A 22,848-nucleotide genomic window follows, 5' to 3' on the forward strand; every position below is an offset into this window, starting at 1 on the left:
ATGTTCTTGATTAAACAGTGATTAGTTGAAGAAATACTTGACACCAATAGACATGTACCAGCACTGACCAAGGTCATGGTTAGGTGTGAAAGTCTTGGTATTGCCGTTGATTGCCTTAGGAGTAGAGAATGTTGCAATGCCATCGGCATCAGCACCCTCATACTTCAAAATACGTGCCTCTGTGCCAATCTCCGGGTTAAGGAACTTTACTACACCCCACTTGTTATTGAAAAGGTTAAGCACGTTCTTGATGTCAAAACCGAGCTGCAGCTTGTGGTTGATTTTACCTGTCTTCACCTTGAAGTCATGCTTATAAGCGATGTCAACACGGTGAACCCATGGAGAATAAACACTGTAAGCCTCAGCATACTCACCCTGATGGTTCTTCAGATAGCTGTCGCTATGTACATAGTCCATGAAGCGGTCAGCGTCATCCTGTGAAACGAAACGGAATTCACCATTCTTCACCTGCTCATCAGTTGGAATATAGATTACATCATATGCATAACCATCATTATTCATATCGTTAGTAGTCATGAAAGAGTAGTTGTAACCACCGCGATATGTCTCGTAGATAAGGCTTAGAGAGTTACCACTCTTATCGTTGAATGTACCACTGAGGATGAAACGGTCAGGAGTTGTGTTCATTGCATTATGCAGACGAATATTGTTTGGACCTTCCACAGTAGGCAAATATGTGAATGCAGATTCTGCATTAGAGCCAGGCATACCTGTGAGTTCCTTCTTCACAGAATGAGTGTAAGAAGCCATGAGGCTGATGTTCTCTGTTGGGCGAGCGTTTACAGTGATGCTACCCATCCAGCCATAGCCCTTGCTTGTATTGTCAAGCATGAAAGCAGTTGTACCTATATGATAATTAGAAGGATATATAGGACGATTGTCCACTCCATTGAAACGAGCAAAACCTCCAACACTTGGCACAGACCAGTCTGAAATACAAACATCGTTAACAGTTTTATTTACAATAAACTCACCTGTAACGGTCAATGGGAAGCTGACAGGGAGAGAATAATCAACAGCAATAGATGTTTTCCATACCTGTGGCATCTTGAAATTATCTACTACACCTGCAATAGCAGAAGGAACAGCACCATCTTCAGGCTTGATTGTCTCTGGATAGCCAAGACCGACAAGCTTCTGACGCAAAGACTCTGCGTAAGACAAGCCATCTTGCTTAACAAGTCCACCATTGAATACACTCATATCAAAACCTTTCGCTGCAGCATTTTTTGCATTAATCTGTGCCTGATACTGTACCATACCACCATTAGTTGGCATGTTTGTAAAGAATACGAGAGGAAGACGACCGGAGAAGAGTCCTGTACCACCGCGTACTACGAGAGACTTGTCACCAAGAACATCATAAGAGAAGCCAACGCGTGGGGAAACAGTAAAACCATTCTTAGGCCATTTGCCAGTGTCAATATGACGACCGTTATAGTCTATATCGTAAATAGCCTTATTTGTCATCAAATCACTATTGTCAAACATCATGTTGTCAAAACGGATGCCACCAGTAAGACTTAGTTTATCTGTTGCCTGCCATACGTCCTGAAGATAAAGCCCCAACTTATTGAATGTCACACGAGCTGCTGGCTTTGACTCGCCACCATAACCGTAAGTAAGACATACTATTTCAGGAGTAGCACCGGTAAGAAAATCATCAAGAGTGCGATAACGATAGTATCCTGTACCATTACGCATGTAAGAGTTGTCAGCCATCTGATGCTCATAAGAGAGTCCTGCTGTGAATTTGTGGGCACCTGTGTAATAGGTCACATCATCACGAACATTATAAACCTTATTATGTACACCATTATTATATGTAAAGAGCTCATAGCCAAGAGCCATATAGTTCTGATCTGCACCGTCCAGAATGTCTATAAAGGGGAAATCAGAAGAGTTTGTGCCACGAACATCATCAAGTTGAGAATATGTTGCAAGTAACTGATTTGAGAGTTTCTCGCTGAAACGGCTGTTCAAATCCAATGACCAAGAATTAACCTTGTTCTCCATTGAGTACATAGAATTAGCAAAAGCCATTGAGTACTGTGACATACGAGCACCAGAAGCACGTGTACCACCATCCATAGAAGTCTTATTTGGAGCAATCCAATTCTCGTTGAGAGTATGGTTGTAACGCAGAGCAAGGTGATGATTGTTTGTGATATTCCAATCAAGACGTGCAAGAATCTTACGGTTGTTCTTGTCAGCAGGGAAATTTGTCCATGAGCCTGTATCGTAGCCATACCTATTCATCACATGCTCGGAGACCTTCTGCATGTCAGCCAAAGTTGTGCGTGAGATATAATTGTTAGGGTCAGCAACACCATTCTCTGATGCACGCCAGCGGTTGGCAACAGTAGGAATCTTAACCTCTTCATAGTTAGCGAAGAAGAAGAGTTTGTCCTTGAGGATTGGGCCACCAAGAGTGAAACCGTAAGTGGTCTCACTGCTCTTCTCACGAGCACCGGCAATCTGCTCACCATAGATGGCATCACCCATCATGTTCTCGTTCTTGTGGTACACATAAGCTGTACCCTTGAAGGTGTTTGTACCGGACTTTGTGATAGCATTCACACCACCACCGATGAAGTTTGTCTGACGGACATCGTATGGAGAGATAACCACCTGAGCCTCCTCGATAGCGTCAAGAGAGATAGGGTTACCGCCACCGGGCAGACCGTCGGAAAGTCCGAAATTGTTGTTGAAGTCAGCTCCATCCACAGTGAAGTTGGCTGTACGGCCGTCACTACCGGCAAATGTCATGCCGTTACCTCCATAAGGAGAAAGGCGTGTGAGTTCGGTAATGCTGCGGTTAACAGTAGGCATGCTTGTAATCTGAGCACTTGTGATATTGGTCGCAGCACCGGTTTTCATGGTGTGAAACTTTGTCTGCTTACCTGTCACAACAACCTCTTCAAGCATGTCTGCATTTTCCTTCATTTTGGCATTCAAACGATATGTCTCACCAAGCTGGAGAGTAACACCTGTGAATGTCTGGGTTGTAGAACCGAGATAAGAAATCGTCACCTTGTATGGTCCACCGACACGCATACCTTGTACAGAATACTGTCCATTCATGTTGGTAACAGTATTGTACTGTGTGCCGGAAGGTTCATGAACGATTCTGACAGTAGCACCAATGACCGGTTCGTCCTGAGAGTCGGTTATCATACCCCCCATTGAAGAAGTGGTTACTTGCGCATTGACGCCTGATACAAGTGTCAGCATCAATACAGCCATAATAAAACTTAGTTTCTTGAACATAATTTATTAGAAAAATGTTTAATGATAAAATCGAATGCAAAATTACACATTTAATTTTAAATATAAGTTACAAAATCAAAAAAAATGACTTATATATATGCGATAAGTGCTTTTAACGCATAAATAATGCAAATATTAATAAGTTTTTTACACATTTTTAAACAGCTGTGCATATTTCCTCCTGAGAACTTATCTCCCAAATCATCTAAAAAGAAGCCAAGGTGCATACATAGCTTGCTCCGCATATAATAAATAAGGTATACTAATGAATATCAGTCACACGTTTTTCACAAAATTAACAATAGGCTCTTCTTTTTCTCTGAAAAAATCATTAACTTTGTAGGCAAAACATATAAAAACGAACATAATGGCAACAGTAGACGACAAAAAAGTTATCTTCTCAATGGTGGGTGTGAACAAGATCATCCAGCAAAACCAGAAACAAGTCCTTAAGAACATATATCTCTCCTTCTTCTATGGAGCGAAAATCGGCATTGTTGGTCTTAACGGTGCCGGAAAATCTACGCTTATGAAGATTATCGCCGGTATAGAGCAACCTACTTCCGGAGATGTTGTATGGAGTCCGGGATATACTGTGGGCTATCTGCCTCAGGATCCGCCGCTCAACGAGGAAAAGACAGTCAAGGAGAATGTGCAGGAGGGTGTGCAGTATGTTTATGATGCACTTAAGGAATATGATGACATCAATGTGAAGTTCGGATTGGAGGAATATTATTCCGACCCGGACAAGATGGACAAACTCATGGCACGTCAGGCTGAAGTGCAGGACATCATTGACAGCACGGACGCATGGAACATGGACTCACGCATAGAAAGAGCAATGGATGCATTGCGCTGTCCTCCGGGCGATTGGGCTGTTGACAAACTTTCCGGTGGCGAGCGTCGCCGTGTCGCTCTCTGCAAATTGCTTCTCCAGAAGCCGGATGTACTTCTTCTCGATGAACCTACCAACCACCTTGATGCAGAATCCATCGACTGGCTGGAGCAGCACCTGCAGCAGTATGAGGGCACTGTAATCGCCGTGACACACGACCGATATTTCCTTGATGATGTTTCTGAATGGATTCTCGAACTTGACCGTGGCGAGGGTATTCCATGGAAAGGCAACTACTCTTCATGGCTTGACCAGAAGACTTCGCGCATGGCTCAGGAGGAAAAGAGTGCTTCTAAGCGCAGAAAAGCCCTCGAACGTGAGTTGGAGTGGATTCGCATGGCTCCGAAAGCACGTCAGGCAAAGGGCAAGGCGCGCCTTAACAGCTATGACGCGATGCTTAACCAAGAGCAGAAGGAACGTGAGGAGAAACTTGAAATCTTCATCCCTAACGGACCACGTCTTGGTAATAAGGTTATCAATGCCGAACATGTTGCAAAGGCATTCGGCGAGAAGACTCTGTTCACAGACCTCAACTTCATGCTTCCTCCTAACGGCATCGTTGGTGTCATTGGACCAAACGGTGCTGGAAAGACAACACTTTTCCGTCTTATCATGGGACTTGACAATGCCGATGCAGGAACATTCGAGGTTGGCGATACTGTAAAACTCGCTTATGTTGACCAGCAACATAAGGATATCGACCCGAACAAGACTGTGTACGATGTTGTATCAGGTGGCACGGAATCTTTCCGCATGGGAGGAAAAGACATCAATGCACGTGCTTATCTCAGCCGTTTCAATTTCTCCGGCAATGACCAAGGAAAGCTCTGCGGTGTGCTGTCCGGAGGTGAGAGAAACCGTCTGCAACTCGCGCTCGCTCTGAAGCAGGAGGGAAATGTACTGTTGCTTGATGAGCCGACCAACGATATTGATGTAAATACCCTACGTGCATTAGAGGAAGGTCTGGAGTCTTTCGCAGGATGTGCTGTGGTCATCTCCCACGACCGCTGGTTCCTTGATCGTATCTGCACACATATTCTCGCATTTGAAGGCAACGGCAATGTATTCTTCTTTGAGGGAAGCTATTCGGACTACGAAATCAACAAGGCGCAGCGTCTTGGCACAGACGAAGTAAAACGCCCACGCTATCGCAAACTTATGGAAGGCTAAACAACAAATATGCCGTGCTTTGATGACGACAGCCATCAAGGCACGGCATTGTATTACCTTTCATAAAAAGCGTTATGGAAATATCATTGGAAGCAACAACATTTGACAATGATTTCAACAATATAAAACCCATAATTTATAATAACCATTAACATGAAAAGCATTTCATTAGACATTACAAAAGCGCAGCAGTTCCTGCCTGCAGGCGCAATCATGGCACTCAAAGAACAGACAGTTGCCGCTCGTAAAGGACTTGAAGACGGCACAGTGCCGGGAAACGATTTCCTTGGATGGCTGCACCTCCCGTCATCAATCACACCGGAGTTCCTCGCTGAAGTAAAAGCGGTGGCAGAGGACTTGCGCTCAAAAGCAGAGGTTATTGTCATCGCAGGTATCGGAGGCTCTTACCTTGGTGCAAAGTGCGTCATTGAAGGTCTCTCAAACTCTTTCCAGTGGCTTGTGAAAGACGCACAGACTCCTGCGATTGTTTTCGCCGGCAACAATATCGGTGAGGATTATCTCTACGAGTTGACACAGTACTTGCAGGGCAAGACATTCGCAATCATCAACATATCCAAATCAGGTACAACGACAGAGACAGCGCTGACATTCCGCCTGCTTAAAACACAATTGGAGCAGCAGGTAGGCAAGGAAAAGGCAAAAGACCTCATCGTTGCCGTAACTGATGCAAAGAAAGGTGCTGCACGCACTTGCGCAGACAAGGAAGGCTACCGCTCATTCATCATTCCTGACAATGTTGGCGGACGCTTCTCTGTACTCACCCCGGTAGGTCTTCTCCCTATCGCATGTGCAGGCATCGACATCGACCGGCTTGTTGCCGGAGCACAGGCAATGGAGCAGCAGTGCGCTGTTGACGTTCCTTTCGAGGAGAACCCTGCAGCAATCTATGCAGCTACACGTAACGCACTGTACCAGAACGGCAAGAAGATAGAGATTCTTATCAACTATCAGCCAAAGCTCCACTTCTATGCAGAATGGTGGAAGCAGCTGTTCGGAGAGTCTGAGGGCAAGGACCTGAAGGGCATATTCCCGGCTTCCTGTGATTTCACAACCGATCTCCACTCAATGGGACAGTGGATACAGGACGGCGAGCGCACAATCTTCGAGACATGCATCTCTGTAGAGAATCCTGACAACACTCTGTTGTTCCCACATGACGAAGAGAACCTTGACGGTCTGAACTTCCTTGCAGGAAAGCGCATTGACGAGGTAAACAAAAATGCAGAACTCGGCACACGCCTTGCACACGTTGACGGCGGTGTTCCTAATATCCTCATCTCAATCGAGAAACTTGACGCTTACAACTATGGACAGCTCATCTATTTCTTCGAGATTGCCTGTGGCATTTCAGGCCAGCTTCTTGGTGTGAACGCATTCAACCAGCCAGGTGTAGAGGCTTATAAGAAGAACATGTTTGCTCTTCTCGAGAAGCCTGGATATGAGGAAGAGACAAAGGCTATCCGCACAAAACTTGCTGCGGAATAACCGGCAGAACTCAAAGGATTAGCATTTATAGCTCTAAGAAATCAAAGAAAAGAAAGAATTTTATTGGTTTCCGCTAAATATATACAACACATTATCAGTTTCAGTTGTGACAAGCCCCTATCCTCGCATACAGCAACAGGATTTAGCTGTAAAGTGTGGCGGAGCCACAGCCCTTACGGTAACCGCCGGCTTCAGCCGTGCGGCTATAAACAGAAAAGCTCGCATTGTGTGGTGGAACCACACTCCTTTATTGTGGGTGTAAGGAATTGAAACAGAAAAGAGTGTGGCGCTGCCACACAACTAATGGAGATTAGCTATAATCCGCACGGCTAAAGCCGGCGGTTACCATAAAGATTGTGGCTCCGCCACATCTTATGCGAAACATTTCCTATGAAAATGTGATTTCACAACAACTTGTGGAGTTTTACCGGATGACAATAAAAGAATCTATATTCTGAACACTCATAGTGTTTGGGATAAACAAAAAAGTCGGCAAAGACAAGGACAAGTCCCCTACTCTGCCGACTTTTATTTTACCTATTTGTTTGTGAATACCAACCCATTATCAGATGAATCCACACTGATAGGATATGCAGTGGTAACCGCTCCGCTCAACAGCTGGCGTGACAATTCATTAAGCAACAAATGCTGTATGGCACGTTTCACAGGACGAGCACCGAAGTCCGGGTCATATCCTTCATGTGCAAGAATGTCCATTGCCGCATCACTGACCCTCAGTGTAAACCCTTGCTCAGCAAGCATCTTGACAACATTATTGACCTGAATGCGTACAACTTCCTTGATTTCTTTCTCGGAAAGTTTATGGAAATCAATAATCTCATCAATACGGTTGAGGAACTCCGGACGCATTATCCGGTGGAGCATCTCACGCTTAGCATTAGATGTCATGATGATAATCGTGTTCTTAAAGTTCACCGTGCGGCCCTTATTGTCTGTCAGTCTGCCATCGTCAAGCACCTGCAGAAGAATGTTGAACACATCAGGATGAGCTTTCTCTATCTCATCAAAAAGGACAACACTGTAAGGCTTTCTACGCACAGCCTCTGTGAGCTGACCACCTTCATCATATCCCACGTATCCCGGAGGCGCACCGATAAGTCTTGAAACACTGTATTTCTCCTGATACTCAGACATGTCGATACGTGTCATCATCGTCTCATCATTGAAGAGATAATCAGCAAGAGCCTTTGCAAGCTCAGTCTTGCCCACACCTGTCGTACCAAGGAATATGAAGCTGGCAATCGGACGCTTAGGGTCTTGCAGACCGGCACGTGAACGGCGGACAGCATCAGAAACTGCTGTGATAGCCTCGTCCTGACCGATTACACGCTTATGAAGCTCATCTTCCAAATGCAAGAGTTTGTCTTTCTCACTTTGCATCATCTTGCTTACAGGAATGCCTGTCCAACGAGCCACAACCTCGGCAATGTCATCAGCGGTAACTTCCTCACGTACAAGCGGAGAGCTATCCATAGAATCTACGCCACGTTTGTTTATCAACTCATCTTTAGCTTTCTTGAGTTCGGCCTCAAGACCTTGAATCTGTCCGTAACGTATCTCTGCCACACGCCCGTAATTGCCTTCACGCTCGGCACGGTCAGCCTCAAATTTCAAGTGCTCGATGAGCTCTTTCTTCTGCTGTATGTTGTTTATCAGCAGACGCTCACCCTCCCAACGATCACGGAAATCCTTCTCCTGTTTGCGAAGAAAATCAATATCCTTGTCCAATTGTATGAGTTTCTCTTTGTTGTCCTCACGCTTTATCGCCTCACGCTCAATCTCCAATTGTGCAAGCCGGCGAGTTATCTCATCAAGCTCCTCAGGGACAGAATCACGCTCCATCCTCAGTTTTGCGGCTGCCTCATCCATAAGGTCGATAGCCTTGTCCGGAAGGAATCGCTCAGAGATATAACGCTCGGAAAGCTGTACGGCAGCAATACAAGCATCATCCTGTATACGCACCTTATGGTGGTTCTCATAGCGTTCTTTCAATCCACGAAGGATAGAGATTGCACTCAGCTCGTCCGGCTCGTCAACCATAACAGTCTGGAATCTTCGCTCAAGAGCCTTGTCCTTCTCGAAATATTTCTGATATTCATTAAGAGTTGTTGCACCTACAGCCCTCAGTTCGCCACGGGCAAGCGCCGGCTTCAATATGTTAGCGGCATCCATTGCACCGTCACCGGCGCCAGCACCGACAAGAGTATGTATCTCATCTATGAAGAGAATAATCTCGCCATTGGACTGTACGACTTCATTGACAACACCTTTCAGTCGCTCCTCAAATTCACCCTTATACTTCGCTCCTGCGATAAGCGCACCCATATCAAGAGTGTACAACTGCTTGCGCTTGAGGTTCTCCGGCACATCGCCTCTTACAATTCGCTGTGCCAAACCTTCCACAATAGCTGTCTTACCGGTACCCGGCTCACCAATAAGTATCGGATTGTTCTTTGTACGACGTGAGAGAATCTGAAGCACACGGCGGATTTCCTCGTCACGTCCGATTACAGGGTCGAGTTTTCCAAGTTTTGCATCCTCCACAAGGTTCTTTGCATACTTTGGAAGATGCTGCAAGGAATTGTTTCCTCCATTACCTGCATTGTTCATGTTGTAGTTGTTCATCATTAACTCCTTTCTTTATTATATATGTATTAATGTTCCTTTCTCCGGTCCTGCCTTGCCAATAAAGCATAGCTGCCAATAGAATAGTGTTTCTAAAACAAAGAACCTCAAAGGTCGTGCCTATGAGGTTCTTATGTCATTTTGGCATTCAGAAAATGCCAAAATGTCAATGTTACATATATCTTTTTAATCGAAAGTCCTGAACTCGTAGCCCTGTGATTTCAGCCATCGTAATGATGCAGGAAGGGCGAAATACAATTTGTCAATGGACTTCAGCGAGTCATGAAACGTTATTATACTGCCATTACGAGTATAATTCTTCACATTACGCACGACATCATAGGGAGAAAGGAGCTTGGAATAATCACGAGTGACAAGATCCCACATGACAATACGCAACTTGTTCTTATAGCGCCAGTAGAGCGTATGGCGCATCCATCCATGAGGAGGACGAAAGAGATTGTTATAGACCATGCGAGGGTTTATCCTTGAATGGTCTGCGGCATTATCGCCATCATGCAACGGACTCTGTTCTGCCATTATCCTAAAGCACTTTTCGACATTCTCGTCAAAAGACTTTATCGAATGGCGTGCCGAGCCGATATGGTTATACGTATGGTTTCCAACCTGATGCCCGTCTTCAATAATCTGACGATACAGATCCGGATACTTTCTCACATTGTCCCCGACAACAAAGAATGTCGCCTTGATTCCGAACTCACGCAGCGTTTTCAGAATATATGGAGTGGACTCGGGTATCGGACCATCATCGAAGGTCAGATACACCGAGTGCTCATTTTCATCCATTCGCCACAATGCCTTGGGATAAAGCCATCGCAGCCATTTTGACGGTTGTTCTATAAACATCCCTTACACCCCATCCGGCATTATTCCGCCTCTGCCCTGATATGTGTTGACAGTTGAAGAAAGCTGCTGCACCATCTTGTCTGCACGTGCAGAGTCCATCACTTCTGCCAAGTCTATCAGTGACTGCATGACATATATCTGATACAGGCAGTCACGCTGTGCCATAGAGAAACGGTTCGCGTCAAGAGAAAGATACCAACGCATATACTGTGTACAGTTCTTCCACATACTGTTGACTATCTGCATGGCCTCTTTCTTCATTCCCAGTTGCGCATAGCAACGGATAAATTCAAGACCTCCTGAGAGATAGGTTGTCGGAACATTGTACTCCGGCATGACTTTGTTCATATATGCCAGCACTTTCTTTGCCTTCTCTGTCTTGCCTTCTGCGATAAGGTTTGTCGCAAGATTAGCAAACAGGCGCTTGTGAGTGTAGCACATGCGCATAACCGTCTCGTCAAGATAGAGTCCCTTCTTGTCCAGTCCGCCAAACTTGAAGCGGTTCATCACATTGTTGTAGACACGCTCTGTATCGAAATTCTTCGCGCCTTCAACATTTGTTGTGAAAGGAGTGATGCGGTTGACAAGACCCTCCTGCACGAAATTGTCGCCGAGGTTCATGTAATTCTCCTGCCCGACAGTAGTAGCAACGTACAATGGGCGAGTCCAGTTAGCATTGGCAAGCATCTCCAGAAGCATCAGGTCGCCCTTGTACAAAGCGCGCTTTCCTGCAAGTGAAATAACCATCCTGTCAGGAATGGAGTCCGCAGCCATCATCATTCCGGACTTCTTGACAGCCTCCTTGTCGACAGTAAGATAGAGCGTATCGGTAGGAATGATATGCGTTCCGTCAGCATCCTTGCCCTCACGCACCCAATATTTCAAGATATTCTTAACCTCAAACGGCTCTTCACCCCACGCTGCCTTTGCCTCTTCAGGATTCTCTGCATAGAGTTGTCTTATCTGTGACTCATATTCCGGCTCTATGGTTATGTACTCATTTGTTCCTGAACAATAGTCTACACGTGGCCATGTGATAGGCAGTGAAGGAGAATCGTATGCAGGGCGCACCATTTGGTCTATGTACCAATCGGTCTGCAGATAAGAGAGATTGCAGACACGCGCATTGGTGCCGACACCTTCCACATCCTGATTGTACCAAAGAGGGAATGTGTCATTATCACCATTGGTGAATATAATCGGATAACCGCTGTCCTGCATTGAGTTGAGATAGTTCTGTCCGAAATCACGGCAAGTGTATCTGCCTGAACGGTCATGGTCATCCCATGTCTGGCTTGCCATCTGTATTGGCACAAAGAGGCATGCCAATCCAATAACAGAGGATATAACGACATTGCTCTTCTTGAACTTCTTCTCGATAATGTCAAGTATCGCAGCGACACCCATGCCACACCATATCGCGTAAGCATAGAATGAGCCCGCATAAGCATAGTCACGCTCACGAGGCTGGCTCGGTGTCTGGTTGAGATAAAGCACAATGGCAAGTCCTGTCATGAAGAAGAGGAAGAAGACCACCCAGAACTGCTGGATGCCCTTGTCGCCACGGAATGCCTGCCAGAAAAGACCTAACAGTCCCAAAAGCAGTGGAAGACAGTAGAAGACATTATGTCCCTTGTTTTCCTTAAGTTCGTCAGGGAGAAGCGACTGGTCGCCAAGCATCCAGTTGTCAATGAACGGAATACCTGTTATCCAGTTGCCATGCTCCAATTCACCATTGCCCTGCAAATCATTCTGACGGCCTGCAAAGTTCCACATGAAATATCTCCAATACATGAAGTTGCACTGGTAGGACAGGAAGAACCTTATGTTCTCCGCCATTGTCGGCATCTTTACTGTTATTGGCTCGCCACAACGGTCAAAAGGAACCTCTGTGCCCTGCACGCCACCCATCCAGTCCTCATACTGCTGTGCGTGTGCAGAACTGTGCATACGTGGGAAGAGCATATTCTGTGCATAGACATACTTGTCCTTCGTGCGTACTGTGAAATATCTGTCCGGCTCATCCTCACTGTGCTTCTCCACTTTCTGTATGATCGGAGCTCCGGTCTTCATTACAGGCTTGCACATGTTGCCCTCTACTTCCAAAGCAACCTGTGATGTATATGCCTCGCCATAAGCCAATGGCCTGTCGCCATACTGGTCACGGCTCAGGTAATTTCCCAAAGTGAAAATGTCCTCCGGAGAGTTCTGGTCCATAGGAGGATTGGCTGCAGAGCGTATGACAATGACGGCGTAAGTGCTGTAACCAATCATAAGCATCAGCATGCAGAGAAGCGTCGTGTTCTTAAACCTTGAAGTCACAAACGCCTTTCCTTCGCGCTTGTACTGCATGACGCCCCACAGCACGGCAAGAACGACAACTCCTATTCCAAAGGCTGACCATCCATAGCCATAGAACGGGATGCCAAGCATGCCGACAGAGGCAAGGAAAGACATGTCTTCGCGACGCTTATTCTTACCTGTATAGCTTTCGTAAATAGCCCAAAGAACAATGGATACAAGGAGGATAAGGTAGATTATCACACCCGTATTGAACGGACATGAAAGGGTGTTGACAAAGAACAGCTCAAACCATCCGCCGACTGTAATGATTCCAGGCACAACGCCATAAAGCACAGCAGCGACAATGACGAAGGAGACGGCAAGCGCAACAAGCGACCCCTTCAGGCTTGCAGCCGGATTCTTCTTGTAATAATAGACAAGGACAATCGCCGGAATACAGAGCAGGTTCAGCAAATGGACACCTATCGACAGACCTGTCATGTAGGCTATAAGCACAAGCCAACGGTCGCTGTGAGGCTGGTCTGCATTGTCCTCCCACTTGAGGATAAGCCAGAACACAACTGCTGTAAAGGCAGATGAATAGGCATAGACCTCGCCCTCTACAGCCGAGAACCAGAATGTGTCAGAGAAAGTGTAAATCAATGCGCCCACAAGTCCCGATGCCTCTATGGCAATCAGCTTTGCCGTGTCTATCACCTCATCCTTGCCAATGATAAGTTTGCGCGTAAGATGCGTTATCGACCAGAACAAGAAGAGGATACATGTGGCAGAAAGCAAAGCCGACATCGTGTTCACCATCCTTGCCACCTGTGACGGGTCACTGGCAAACTGTGAGAAGATATTGGCTGTAAGCATGAAGAACGGCGCTCCCGGCGGGTGACCGACTTCAAGTTTGTAACCTGTGGTAATAAACTCCGGACAGTCCCAAAAAGACGCTGTCGGTTCGATAGTAGAGCAATAGACGAAAGCGGCGACAAGGAACGTAAGCCACCCCATGACATTGTCTACAAGTCTAAACTTCTTCATTCTTTTGTTTTTATTTCAATGTTTTTTGCTCTTAACGCACAGTTGTCGGCGCGCCAAATAGAATATTAAATAATGTGCAAATGTTATGCAAACCGAATGCAGTTGAGCTTGCTCAAAACTGCTGAGATGCAGCTAACATTATGCAAATGTTATGCAAACCGAACGCAATAGAGCTTGCTCAAAACTGCTGAGGTGCAGTTAACATTATGCAAAGATATAAAAAATTACCGATAGAGTGTATCGCTTTTATAACAAAATACAATTTCGTAAGATAATTTAAGTTAGTCTGCAAAATTAATCCCACAAAACACCGCCAATTCAAGACAAGAAAAAATGACATGAGTTTTCTAATGCTCTATTTATCATAATAATGAAAAGCAACAAGAAAACAGCTGTTTTTGCAGTTCAAGACCGCCATTTATGGTTGCTTTTATAGCAAAAAGGAGGTGAAAATGCCACTTTTTGCACTGCATTTCGTTACCTTCTGCACTATAAAAGGTTACCATTCGCATTGCAAACAGTAACCTTTTGCAAAAGCAACCGTTAGCACAGTTATCATAATCCCACATAACCACCAGAGTTACAGATAATTACTTAAAATGCGAAAATTTCGCGATTTTCCGAACTTTTGAAATACTTTTTGTTTCTATGTGATTTATTTGGCGGTTTACAGGCATGAGTTTTCTAAAAATCAACAGTATCGCAGGCAGCAAAGTACTCTGTATCTGTTCTCACTATTCCATTACAATGTAACGCACAAAAAAACAGCATTAAGTGTATAAAAAGTACAAAATTTATTTGGTGTTATATAAATTTATGTTTAACTTTGCGTCATATCTTTTCAAGAAAATTCACTAACTATATATCTATGCTAACTACCATGCTGCCAAAAGAGCCAATGGACATCCGTCCACTGTTGCTGTTTCTTTCCATTATCCTCTCCTTTGCCCATAGCTTGGCACAGGACAACATCACCTTTGAGTGCAATGCTCCACGTGACGGAGACCGTCTCCGAAAGCTGCAAATTGATGTCATCAGCCACGGTGACCGTGGCAAGGATGCTGTATGGGAAGTCATACAAGCGGATGAGGGCAAGGACTATACGCAGGAGTTTTTCGCAAAAGGTGACAGCATTGTCTGCCAAGAGCACAACACAAACTATTATTACATGATATGCGGCGACAGCCTTTTCCTCACAGGTTTCCAGAACCGCACGACGAAAATGGACTATGTCAAGCCAGCCCTTTATCGCACAAAAGCAATGGCTTACAGTGACAGCATAAGCTCGGAGTTTATGGCGCGAGGCAAGTACTGTGACAAGCTGCATATCGGTATGTGGGGAAAGAACTACGTTGTGGCAGATGCCACAGGCATCATAATCAACGGTGAGGACACGTTAAGAAACATACTCCGTCTGCACCGGCGTATGGAGTTCAGGCGCATCTCTGACACGAAACATCTGCCAGACACCATGTTCACCGATGCTTATCTGAGACAGTGCATCGACTCACTACCTTATGACAATGTCTGTGAGGACCGTTATCTGTGGTATAAGCTGGGGTACAGATACCCCGTTATGGAGACTGTAGTCACTTCCCACGTACAGAATGATTCCATACATAGCGGGATTGCCACATCATTCCTTTATCTTCCGGAAGAGCAGCGCTCGGACTTGAACACAGACTTAGCCAACGAAAAAGTGCGAAAGCAACTGAGACTCAGGGATGAAGCGGCATCAGGCAGAAAACCACGTGACAGTTTCCGTGATATGGCGCATGACAGTTCTCATGGCGAAGCCTATGACGATTTCCCTGTAATATTAAATGCAGCACTAACCAATGACAACAGAAGACTCAACCTGACTTACAAGCAAACAGTTCCTGGAAAATTACAACTGATTGTCTGTGACACGACCGGTCGCCCTATTGGCTCGGCATCATATATCCGCGACATCGGCTGTCATACAGAATCCATCACCATTACAAGTGTTCCTGTTGACCACATTGTAGTTATAAGCCTTGAGATAAATGGACAACAATCGTCAAACAAAATAACCTTAAAACAATAACACTATGAGAATCAGACTAATTGCACTTGTCATACTGGCAACATACCCATTTCTTATGGCAATCGCAGAAGAGAACATTTGTGATTCCATAAGACAGGACAGCATCATCATGCGTAAAGCGCAGACAGCTTCCGCAACTGAAAACACAGAAGCGCAAACTCCTCAAAAACACCTCCGTCTCCTACTGTACAAGCCTTATGCCGTTATGGAGAAACACCGGTAAGCTACGCCACAGGCATTCCGAACATAGCGATACCATTATACACCATCAAATGCGGTTCGCTGGAACTTCCAATAACCTTAACTTACCATGCAGGAGGAATAAAGGTTGACGATACAGCCTCATGGGTAGGTTTGGGATGGAGTCTGAACGCAGGTGGAGTTATTGGCATTACAACTGTAGGCCATCATGATGTTTATGTGGTGAGAAATGACACATTGCCTTCACACAACGACATTGATGATGAACATTTCGATGGGATAGATACACAAATTCTTTATACAGCCTATGAAACGTGTTGTAAGGATTATCAGCCTGATATCGTCTCATATAACTTTTTAGGCCATAACGGACAAATAATTTATGACGGGAATTCGCGCAAATGGTATAATTTTTCAGGTGACAAAAGTGTCAAATTCACATCAAGTCAGTATGATGTTGTTTTCTCTGCCGTGGATAACAAGGGGAACAGATTCACGTTAGATGCAGAGGAGGGTACTTATGCAGGCGGGCTGAATTATATGCCATCGGCTTACCATCTGTCAAAGTTTGTCAGTTTTGATTCCATGGACTCTATCCAACTAAGTTATACACGCTCTGTGGAGCACGATAGAATCAAAGCTATGTCCAATTTGGTTTATGGCGCAAATGGAAATAAAGTGTGGGAAAAAAGAATGATTCTTAACGGAACGAATAAAATTGGTGGAGGTGAAGGTTTTCAGTTCTTGTCTGACAAATATTATACCCATATAACCCAAAAGCTCTCTAAAATAAAAGCAAGCAATGGAACTACCATCGAATTTGTCCATATAGAAGACCGTGAGGATATTCTAACGCTTGGCTCATCGGAAGAACCACCGGTAAGATTATCACAGATAAACATATATAATGCCCAGGGTAATCGTATAAAGCGCTGGGATTTCATTTACGATTATTTCATAGCCCATACGAAATCATCCTACTGTTCTGCCCATGACAAGCGGCTCAAACTGGTGAGTCTGAAGGAGTACGGCTCAACAGATGCAGAGCCCAGAGTTTATAAATTCAATTACTATGGCGATGATGAAGGTGAGCCTACAATGCCCCACCGCAATGCTTTCTCCGGCAAGGATGCCTGGGGATACTGTAATGGTATGCCTACACATAATGAGGCAAACGACTCCATGATGTCCTACCCTAACTTTAAGGATGTGGAGTTCTGCCTTTTTCGGAAGTTGGGTGACACTGTGAAATATAGTGAAAATCTAACAGTAAGTTACAATAAAGGGCGTAATGTTGATGCTAATCCTTCATACATCCATGCATATTCATTAAAGCAAATCACTTTTCCTTCAGGAGGGTATGAGCAATTCATCTATGAACCTAACCACTATTCTACAGTTGACAGATTCAAGAACCAACAAGGAAATCCCGAATCAATTAGCTGTTATGGTGGTGGATTACGCATAAAGCTGATAATCTCGAATTATGGAGAAACAGAATCTACAAGGTCATTCGAATATTCAGAAGGCGACGTGCCAAGACACCCTCATTTCTTAAAACGCAGATTCTACGAGGAACGTAGCCAGAAAGATGACCCTTTACGACGTCAGAATTCTATTGACACTTATCTGCAATTATGCCCAAACGCTGTAAATACATCTTATGTCGCGCAAGGCAATAATGTAATGTATCCACAAGTGCGGGAAATATTTGATGATGGGTATGTTGAATACAACCACACTATGCTTGAAGACACTAATTACTCAGACTTGTATAGCGAGAACGATGACGATATGTATAGTGGGTTCGCTCATTTCATAGGTTCCAACGCGACTGACTGTGCATATCAAGTGGTTAATGGATGTGTTTACAATACATGGTCTAACACCAACATTCAAAATATTGACAACAACTCTGATTACATGGGATATAATGGTGCTTTCTTCAGACGCGGACAGTTGGAAAGTAAAAAATACTATGACAAGAATGGCAGAATCCTCAAAGAAGAAGAAGACTACTCCTATACAACAAAAGAAATGAAACAAGTCTCCGGCATGGAAGTCAGGAGGGAAACGGGATTAGATAAGTTTGACACCTATGGAGCTCTCGCAGGAAGGCAACATGCATTCTACTATTATTCAATATATTGGCTCGCTGTAGGGAATTCCTTGCTTACAAACAAAGACATCACAACGCATTTCTATGAAAATGGAGAACATACATCAAACACAATCAGACACAGATATACATACACTTCCGACAATCTGTTGAGTTCTGAAACAATAACCGACAATGTCGGAAAGACAGTAATGACAAAAATCATCTATCCTTCCGACATCAATGCGGCACCATATACGGAGATGAAAAAAAGCTACATGCTTGACTACCCTGTTGAGCAGACTGTCTGCCGTGAAGGCAATGTTGCACAATCAGTCCTTACTGAATATGCTAAATTCGGCAGCTCTTATTATCCAAAGTCGTCATACACCTACAAACCGGTAACAATTAATTCTAATTTCACACAATACAACGGCATACGTGCATCTCATTATACCATACCAAACTGGATTATAGATGCATACGACCATGGACGAATCACAAGAATGCAGACAAAAGACTATCTGAAGCATAGTTTTGCATGGGGATATAATCATGAATATCCTACATTAGAGATTATTGACGATTGTTATCATTCAACAAACGATCCTGACACATGGGCAGACGCACAAGTGCACAACCTCGAATATACCCCACAAATAGGCGTTACATCAGAGATTGCTCCTAATGGCTTGAAACTCCATTATGGCTATGACGCAATGGGGAGATTGGCGAACAAGAGATTCTCCACTTTTGGCACAGCACAGGAGTTTGCCACAGAGCGTTACCACTACAATGAAAGTGGTAGCGGCAACTATATCATGTCAGAAACATTGCTTGACGAAGCCGGAAACTACAAAAAGACGGAGATGGCTTATTATGATGGTTTGAACAGACCTATTGAAACTATCACCAACGGTCTTAACGTAGCAGGCAATTACACTGCGGCATATACGGAATATGATGACCGTGGACGAGCAAGAAAGACATGGCTGCCTGTTGTTTGTGGCATGACACATGATTTTGTGCCTTCTTCCTCTCTTGAATCTTTGACACAGTCTACATATTCTGATAGCCATGCCTACTCACTAAAGGCTTACGACATTTTAGACCGTCCTGTAAAAGAACTGATCCCCGGTGAGGCATGGCATTCCGGAAACAAAGGTTTATCGTACGAATATCTGACGAATGCACCTAATTCTGTAAAGAGATATGATGCCCCATGTGATAAGATTTCACTTGTTAAGGATGGGTATTATCCTCCAAATACCTTGTCATCGGTAAAAACAACAGATGCTGACGGACACACTTTGGAGGTGTTCTCTGACTTTGAAGGACGCAAAATCCTCGAACGGCGTAATGGGGACAATGACACTTACTTTGTATACAATGTCCTTGGACAATTGCGCTATGTCCTTACCCCTCAATACCAAGCCGAGGAAAAGAAAGCTCTTTACGCCTATGAATACAGATATGATGACCGCGGGAATGTTGTCAAGAAAATCTTGCCTGGCTGCGAACCAACAAAATATCTGTACGACAGTCATGACCGGCTTATTGCCATGCATGACGGCAGAATGAACGAATCATCATATCCCAGGCATGAATTCTATGTCTATGACAAATTCGGACGGCTTGCAGTACAGGGACGATGCTCAGGAGTGGCACATCCGGGTGACAACCTCGCAATTTTGGATGTCACTGCAGCACATGACAAAACAAAAGACCTCGGAGGATACACCATAGAACATCCTTACAACTACAATAGCCCGAAGGCGGAACTTGTCAACTATTATGACAGCTATGATTTCGTAGATTACTGTGGGGCTTTGAAAAATCTCCCAACCGACAGCCTCAAACAGAAACTCATACAGTCTCCAATCTTGGAGACTTTGGGCATAGATTATGGCAAAGGGCGAAAGACTGGGCAGTTCATGGTAGACTCAGATGGTCATTATACGCTGACAACCTTTTTCTATGACATCAGAGGCAATGTGATAGCTTCACGCAGCGTTTCGTCCGATAAAACCTATACATCAATACGCAACGACTATACATTTACAAATACTGTAAAGCGCGCATCACAAACTGTGATAAAAGATTTTGGGACCGCCTTTGCACATGAGTATATGACAGAGTTGGTCAACACCTATGACGAGCAGAGCGGGAAACTTCTCTATGCAGACCTGACCGTTACTGACGGCAACAGTTCAAAGACACAGCGTATCTCATCCTATGAATATGATAACCTTGGACGCATCAGCACAATGGAGCAAGGCGCAGGTGCGCACAACACATCCTACTCCTATGACCTGCATGGATGGACAACCTCCATAACAGGTGATGCCTTCACGGAGAATCTCGGCTATGCCACAGGAGCGAATCCTTGTTACAACGGCAGCATCAGTTCCATGGAGTGGAAAAATGCAAATGACCAACTTACCCGAAAGTACGATTTCACGTATGATGGGTTGAACCGATTGGCAAACGCTGTCTATGACGATACTAACGGCAATAAGAACCATTATGACGAGTTCGTCACCTATAACCGGAATGGCTCGCCACTCATGATTAAGCGCAATGGTAAAAACGATAGCGGACTGTACAAGACAATTGACAACCTTTCATTGCAGTATACAGGCAACAGACTAAAGAAAGTCACTGACAAAGGGGAATCATGCACAGCCAATGGAGCCACAGATTTCAATGATGGAGCTGATGAACTGACGGAATATACCTACGATGCCTGTGGCTCACTGACAAGTGATGCAAACAAAGGGATTGCAAAGATAAGCTACAATTATTGGGGAACTCCCAAACTGATACAGTTCACCAACGGCAGCCAGACAGAATATATCTACGATGCCAACGGCACAAAGCTGCGTAGAATCCACAGAACAGCTGTGGACAACATCGTTGTACCTATAAATACAACAGTGAAACTCTCAGAAAATCAGACACTAACAAGTGACACAACAGAGTATATTGGCGACTTGATATTTGAGAATGGCATATTGGATAAGATTCTGTTCTCAGGCGGTTATATATCATGTAACAACAATATTACATTCCATTATTACGCTAAAGACCATTTGGGAAACAACCGTGCGGTAGTGAGCGAAAACGGAGCTATAGAGCAGACTACCAACTACTATCCTTTCGGAAACAGCTTTGCTGACGCTACCACAAATCCTTCCCTACAGCCATACAAGTACAACGGCAAGGAGCTTGACCGCATGCATGGACTTGACTGGTACGACTATGGTGCGCGCAACTATGACCCGGTGCTGTACCAATGGACGAGCGTTGACCCATTGTGTGAGAAATACTACAATGTCAGTCCGTATACTTATTGCCTGAATAATCCGGTAAGCAATATTGACACGGATGGGAGAAAGGTGAAACCTTCCGGAAATGAAGAACTCATAATGATTAGGAATACATTGCCAAAACATGACAGGAGATTTGTTGTTTTGGATAATAATGGCTATATTGATGCAAAAGTCTTAAACAATCATACAAGTAGCAGTCATAACTACAATTCATTATCAATATTAGCGAATTCGAATTATGACATTAATGTAAATTTGGATGATAAATATACATATAGGGACAATGAAGGGCAGATTCTGCACAATACAATGGGATATGGAGAAGCAGACCCTTACTTTGTTGATAGTGACTTTAAATATATAAATGGTTTAACAACCGGAGAGACTGGGCTGTTTGGCATTTCCCTTTTGCCTGGCAAAGGACATAGCGGGGTGAATTCCATTGACGACTCAAAAATATTCATTGTCGTTAACAAAAATCTCTCAGATGTAGGAAGAGCTGAGTCTTTCAGTCACGAAGGATATGGGCATGCAAAAATATATGTGGAAACTGAAGACCGTGAAAAGTCGCGGCATATAACAAATGATGGCATGGAAACAAACGCATTACTCCGTGAAGAAATACTAAAAGTAAGGAAAGAAACAATTTTAAATTTATTTTTTAACAAATGAAACAACTATTATTACTATTATGTCTCGCAAACGCATTGACCTTATTTGCGAAACAAGATTCTGAGACACAAGTATACGAGCTGCATGTAGATAGTACAGCGTATTGGTTAGGTGATAAAAAAATAATTAATTTTATTGTCACAATAGAGAATACCAGTGGAACTGACGTTTGCTGCTTCTTAGAACCTGACACAACAACTAAAGATACTCTTAATGTTATAAAAGATTATTTTAGGTTGCGAAAAGAAGAATGGTCATTATATGGGTTAATGATGGACGGTAATGTTATTCACACACCTGTAATTTGTAGTCTCTTTATTAAATACCTGTCACCAAAACAACAATTTAGCTTCATCATAATTGGAGAAGAAAAGGAATATGAAAGAATGAAACGAAATCTGCAAATATTGATTGAGCAAATCAAAGTATTCAAAAACTCCACAATAGAGAAAGTTGCTCCAGGGGCTTCGAGTCGTGTCGTTATATACCAGTTTGACTTTCATAGCAATTCATTGGTTCTTCCAATTGATTTATGGGAAATCACTCTAAGGAAAAAAATAGCTGTAAAAAAGCACTATTCTTAAAAGAAACGACATAAGCACAACAGTGACACTCTCAGAAAATCAGATACTGACGAGTGACACCACGGAGTATCGTGAGAACCTTCATCTATGAGAACGGCAGACTTGACAAAGTGCTGTTCTCAGGAGGTTATGCCTACTGCAACAACAATAATTCGGACAAATTTGCGTTTCAGTACTATGTAAAAAAA

9 protein-coding genes and 1 pseudogene are annotated in these 22,848 nt (G+C 44.0%); 6 read left to right on the forward strand and 4 right to left on the reverse strand.

Annotated features, from left to right (window positions below; all coding sequences use genetic code 11):
• Positions 1–21 precede the first annotated feature (21 nt).
• Positions 22–3,291 carry a TonB-dependent receptor gene (locus tag HPS57_RS01445; protein WP_172179465.1) on the reverse strand — a complete coding sequence of 1,090 codons (3,270 nt, stop codon included), beginning with the start codon at positions 3,289–3,291 and terminating at the stop codon, positions 22–24.
• Positions 3,292–3,658: 367 nt separating this feature from the next.
• On the opposite strand from HPS57_RS01445, the gene ettA reads away from it, so the two are divergent.
• Together ettA and HPS57_RS01455 are read left to right on the forward strand one after the other, a co-directional pair.
• Entirely contained in the window at positions 3,659–5,356 is a 1,698-nt protein-coding gene (gene ettA, locus HPS57_RS01450; RefSeq protein ID WP_172179467.1) for an energy-dependent translational throttle protein EttA, read from the forward strand.
• Positions 5,357–5,509: 153 nt separating this feature from the next.
• Entirely contained in the window at positions 5,510–6,862 is a 1,353-nt protein-coding gene (locus HPS57_RS01455; RefSeq protein ID WP_172179469.1) for a glucose-6-phosphate isomerase, read from the forward strand.
• A 537-nt stretch (positions 6,863–7,399) separates the two neighbouring features.
• Here HPS57_RS01455 and HPS57_RS01460 read toward each other — a convergent pair.
• The 3 genes and pseudogenes from HPS57_RS01460 to HPS57_RS01470 all read right to left on the reverse strand — a co-directional run.
• Positions 7,400–9,472: pseudogene (locus HPS57_RS01460) on the reverse strand (ATP-dependent Clp protease ATP-binding subunit); the annotation flags it as partial.
• 222 nt (positions 9,473–9,694) lie between these two features.
• On the reverse strand, positions 9,695–10,375 hold the full coding sequence (locus HPS57_RS01465; protein ID WP_172179471.1) for a polysaccharide deacetylase family protein: 681 nt from the start codon (positions 10,373–10,375) through the stop codon (positions 9,695–9,697).
• Between the two features lie 3 nt (positions 10,376–10,378).
• Complete coding sequence (locus tag HPS57_RS01470) at positions 10,379–13,705, reverse strand: glycosyltransferase family 117 protein (RefSeq protein WP_172179473.1); 3,327 nt, start codon at positions 13,703–13,705, stop codon at positions 10,379–10,381.
• An 868-nt stretch (positions 13,706–14,573) separates the two neighbouring features.
• Between HPS57_RS01470 and HPS57_RS01475 the strand changes: the two genes are divergently transcribed.
• The 4 genes from HPS57_RS01475 (at position 14,574) to HPS57_RS01490 (ending at position 22,660) form a co-directional block, all read left to right on the forward strand.
• The gene (locus tag HPS57_RS01475; protein ID WP_172179475.1) at positions 14,574–15,773 is read left to right on the forward strand and encodes a hypothetical protein; all 1,200 of its coding nucleotides are present in this window, start codon (positions 14,574–14,576) and stop codon (positions 15,771–15,773) included.
• 4 nt (positions 15,774–15,777) lie between these two features.
• Entirely contained in the window at positions 15,778–15,996 is a 219-nt protein-coding gene (locus HPS57_RS01480) for a hypothetical protein (RefSeq protein WP_172179477.1), read from the forward strand.
• A gap of 671 nt (positions 15,997–16,667) precedes the next feature.
• Positions 16,668–22,076 carry an RHS repeat domain-containing protein gene (locus tag HPS57_RS01485; protein ID WP_172179479.1) on the forward strand — a complete coding sequence of 1,803 codons (5,409 nt, stop codon included), beginning with the start codon at positions 16,668–16,670 and terminating at the stop codon, positions 22,074–22,076.
• On the forward strand, positions 22,073–22,660 hold the full coding sequence (locus HPS57_RS01490; protein WP_172179481.1) for a hypothetical protein: 588 nt from the start codon (positions 22,073–22,075) through the stop codon (positions 22,658–22,660). Before HPS57_RS01485 ends, HPS57_RS01490 begins: the two co-directional genes overlap by 4 nt.
• The last annotated feature ends 188 nt before the right edge of the window (positions 22,661–22,848 follow it).

The organism is Palleniella intestinalis (genome assembly GCF_013166595.1).
GTDB lineage: Bacteria > Bacteroidota > Bacteroidia > Bacteroidales > Bacteroidaceae > Prevotella > Prevotella intestinalis.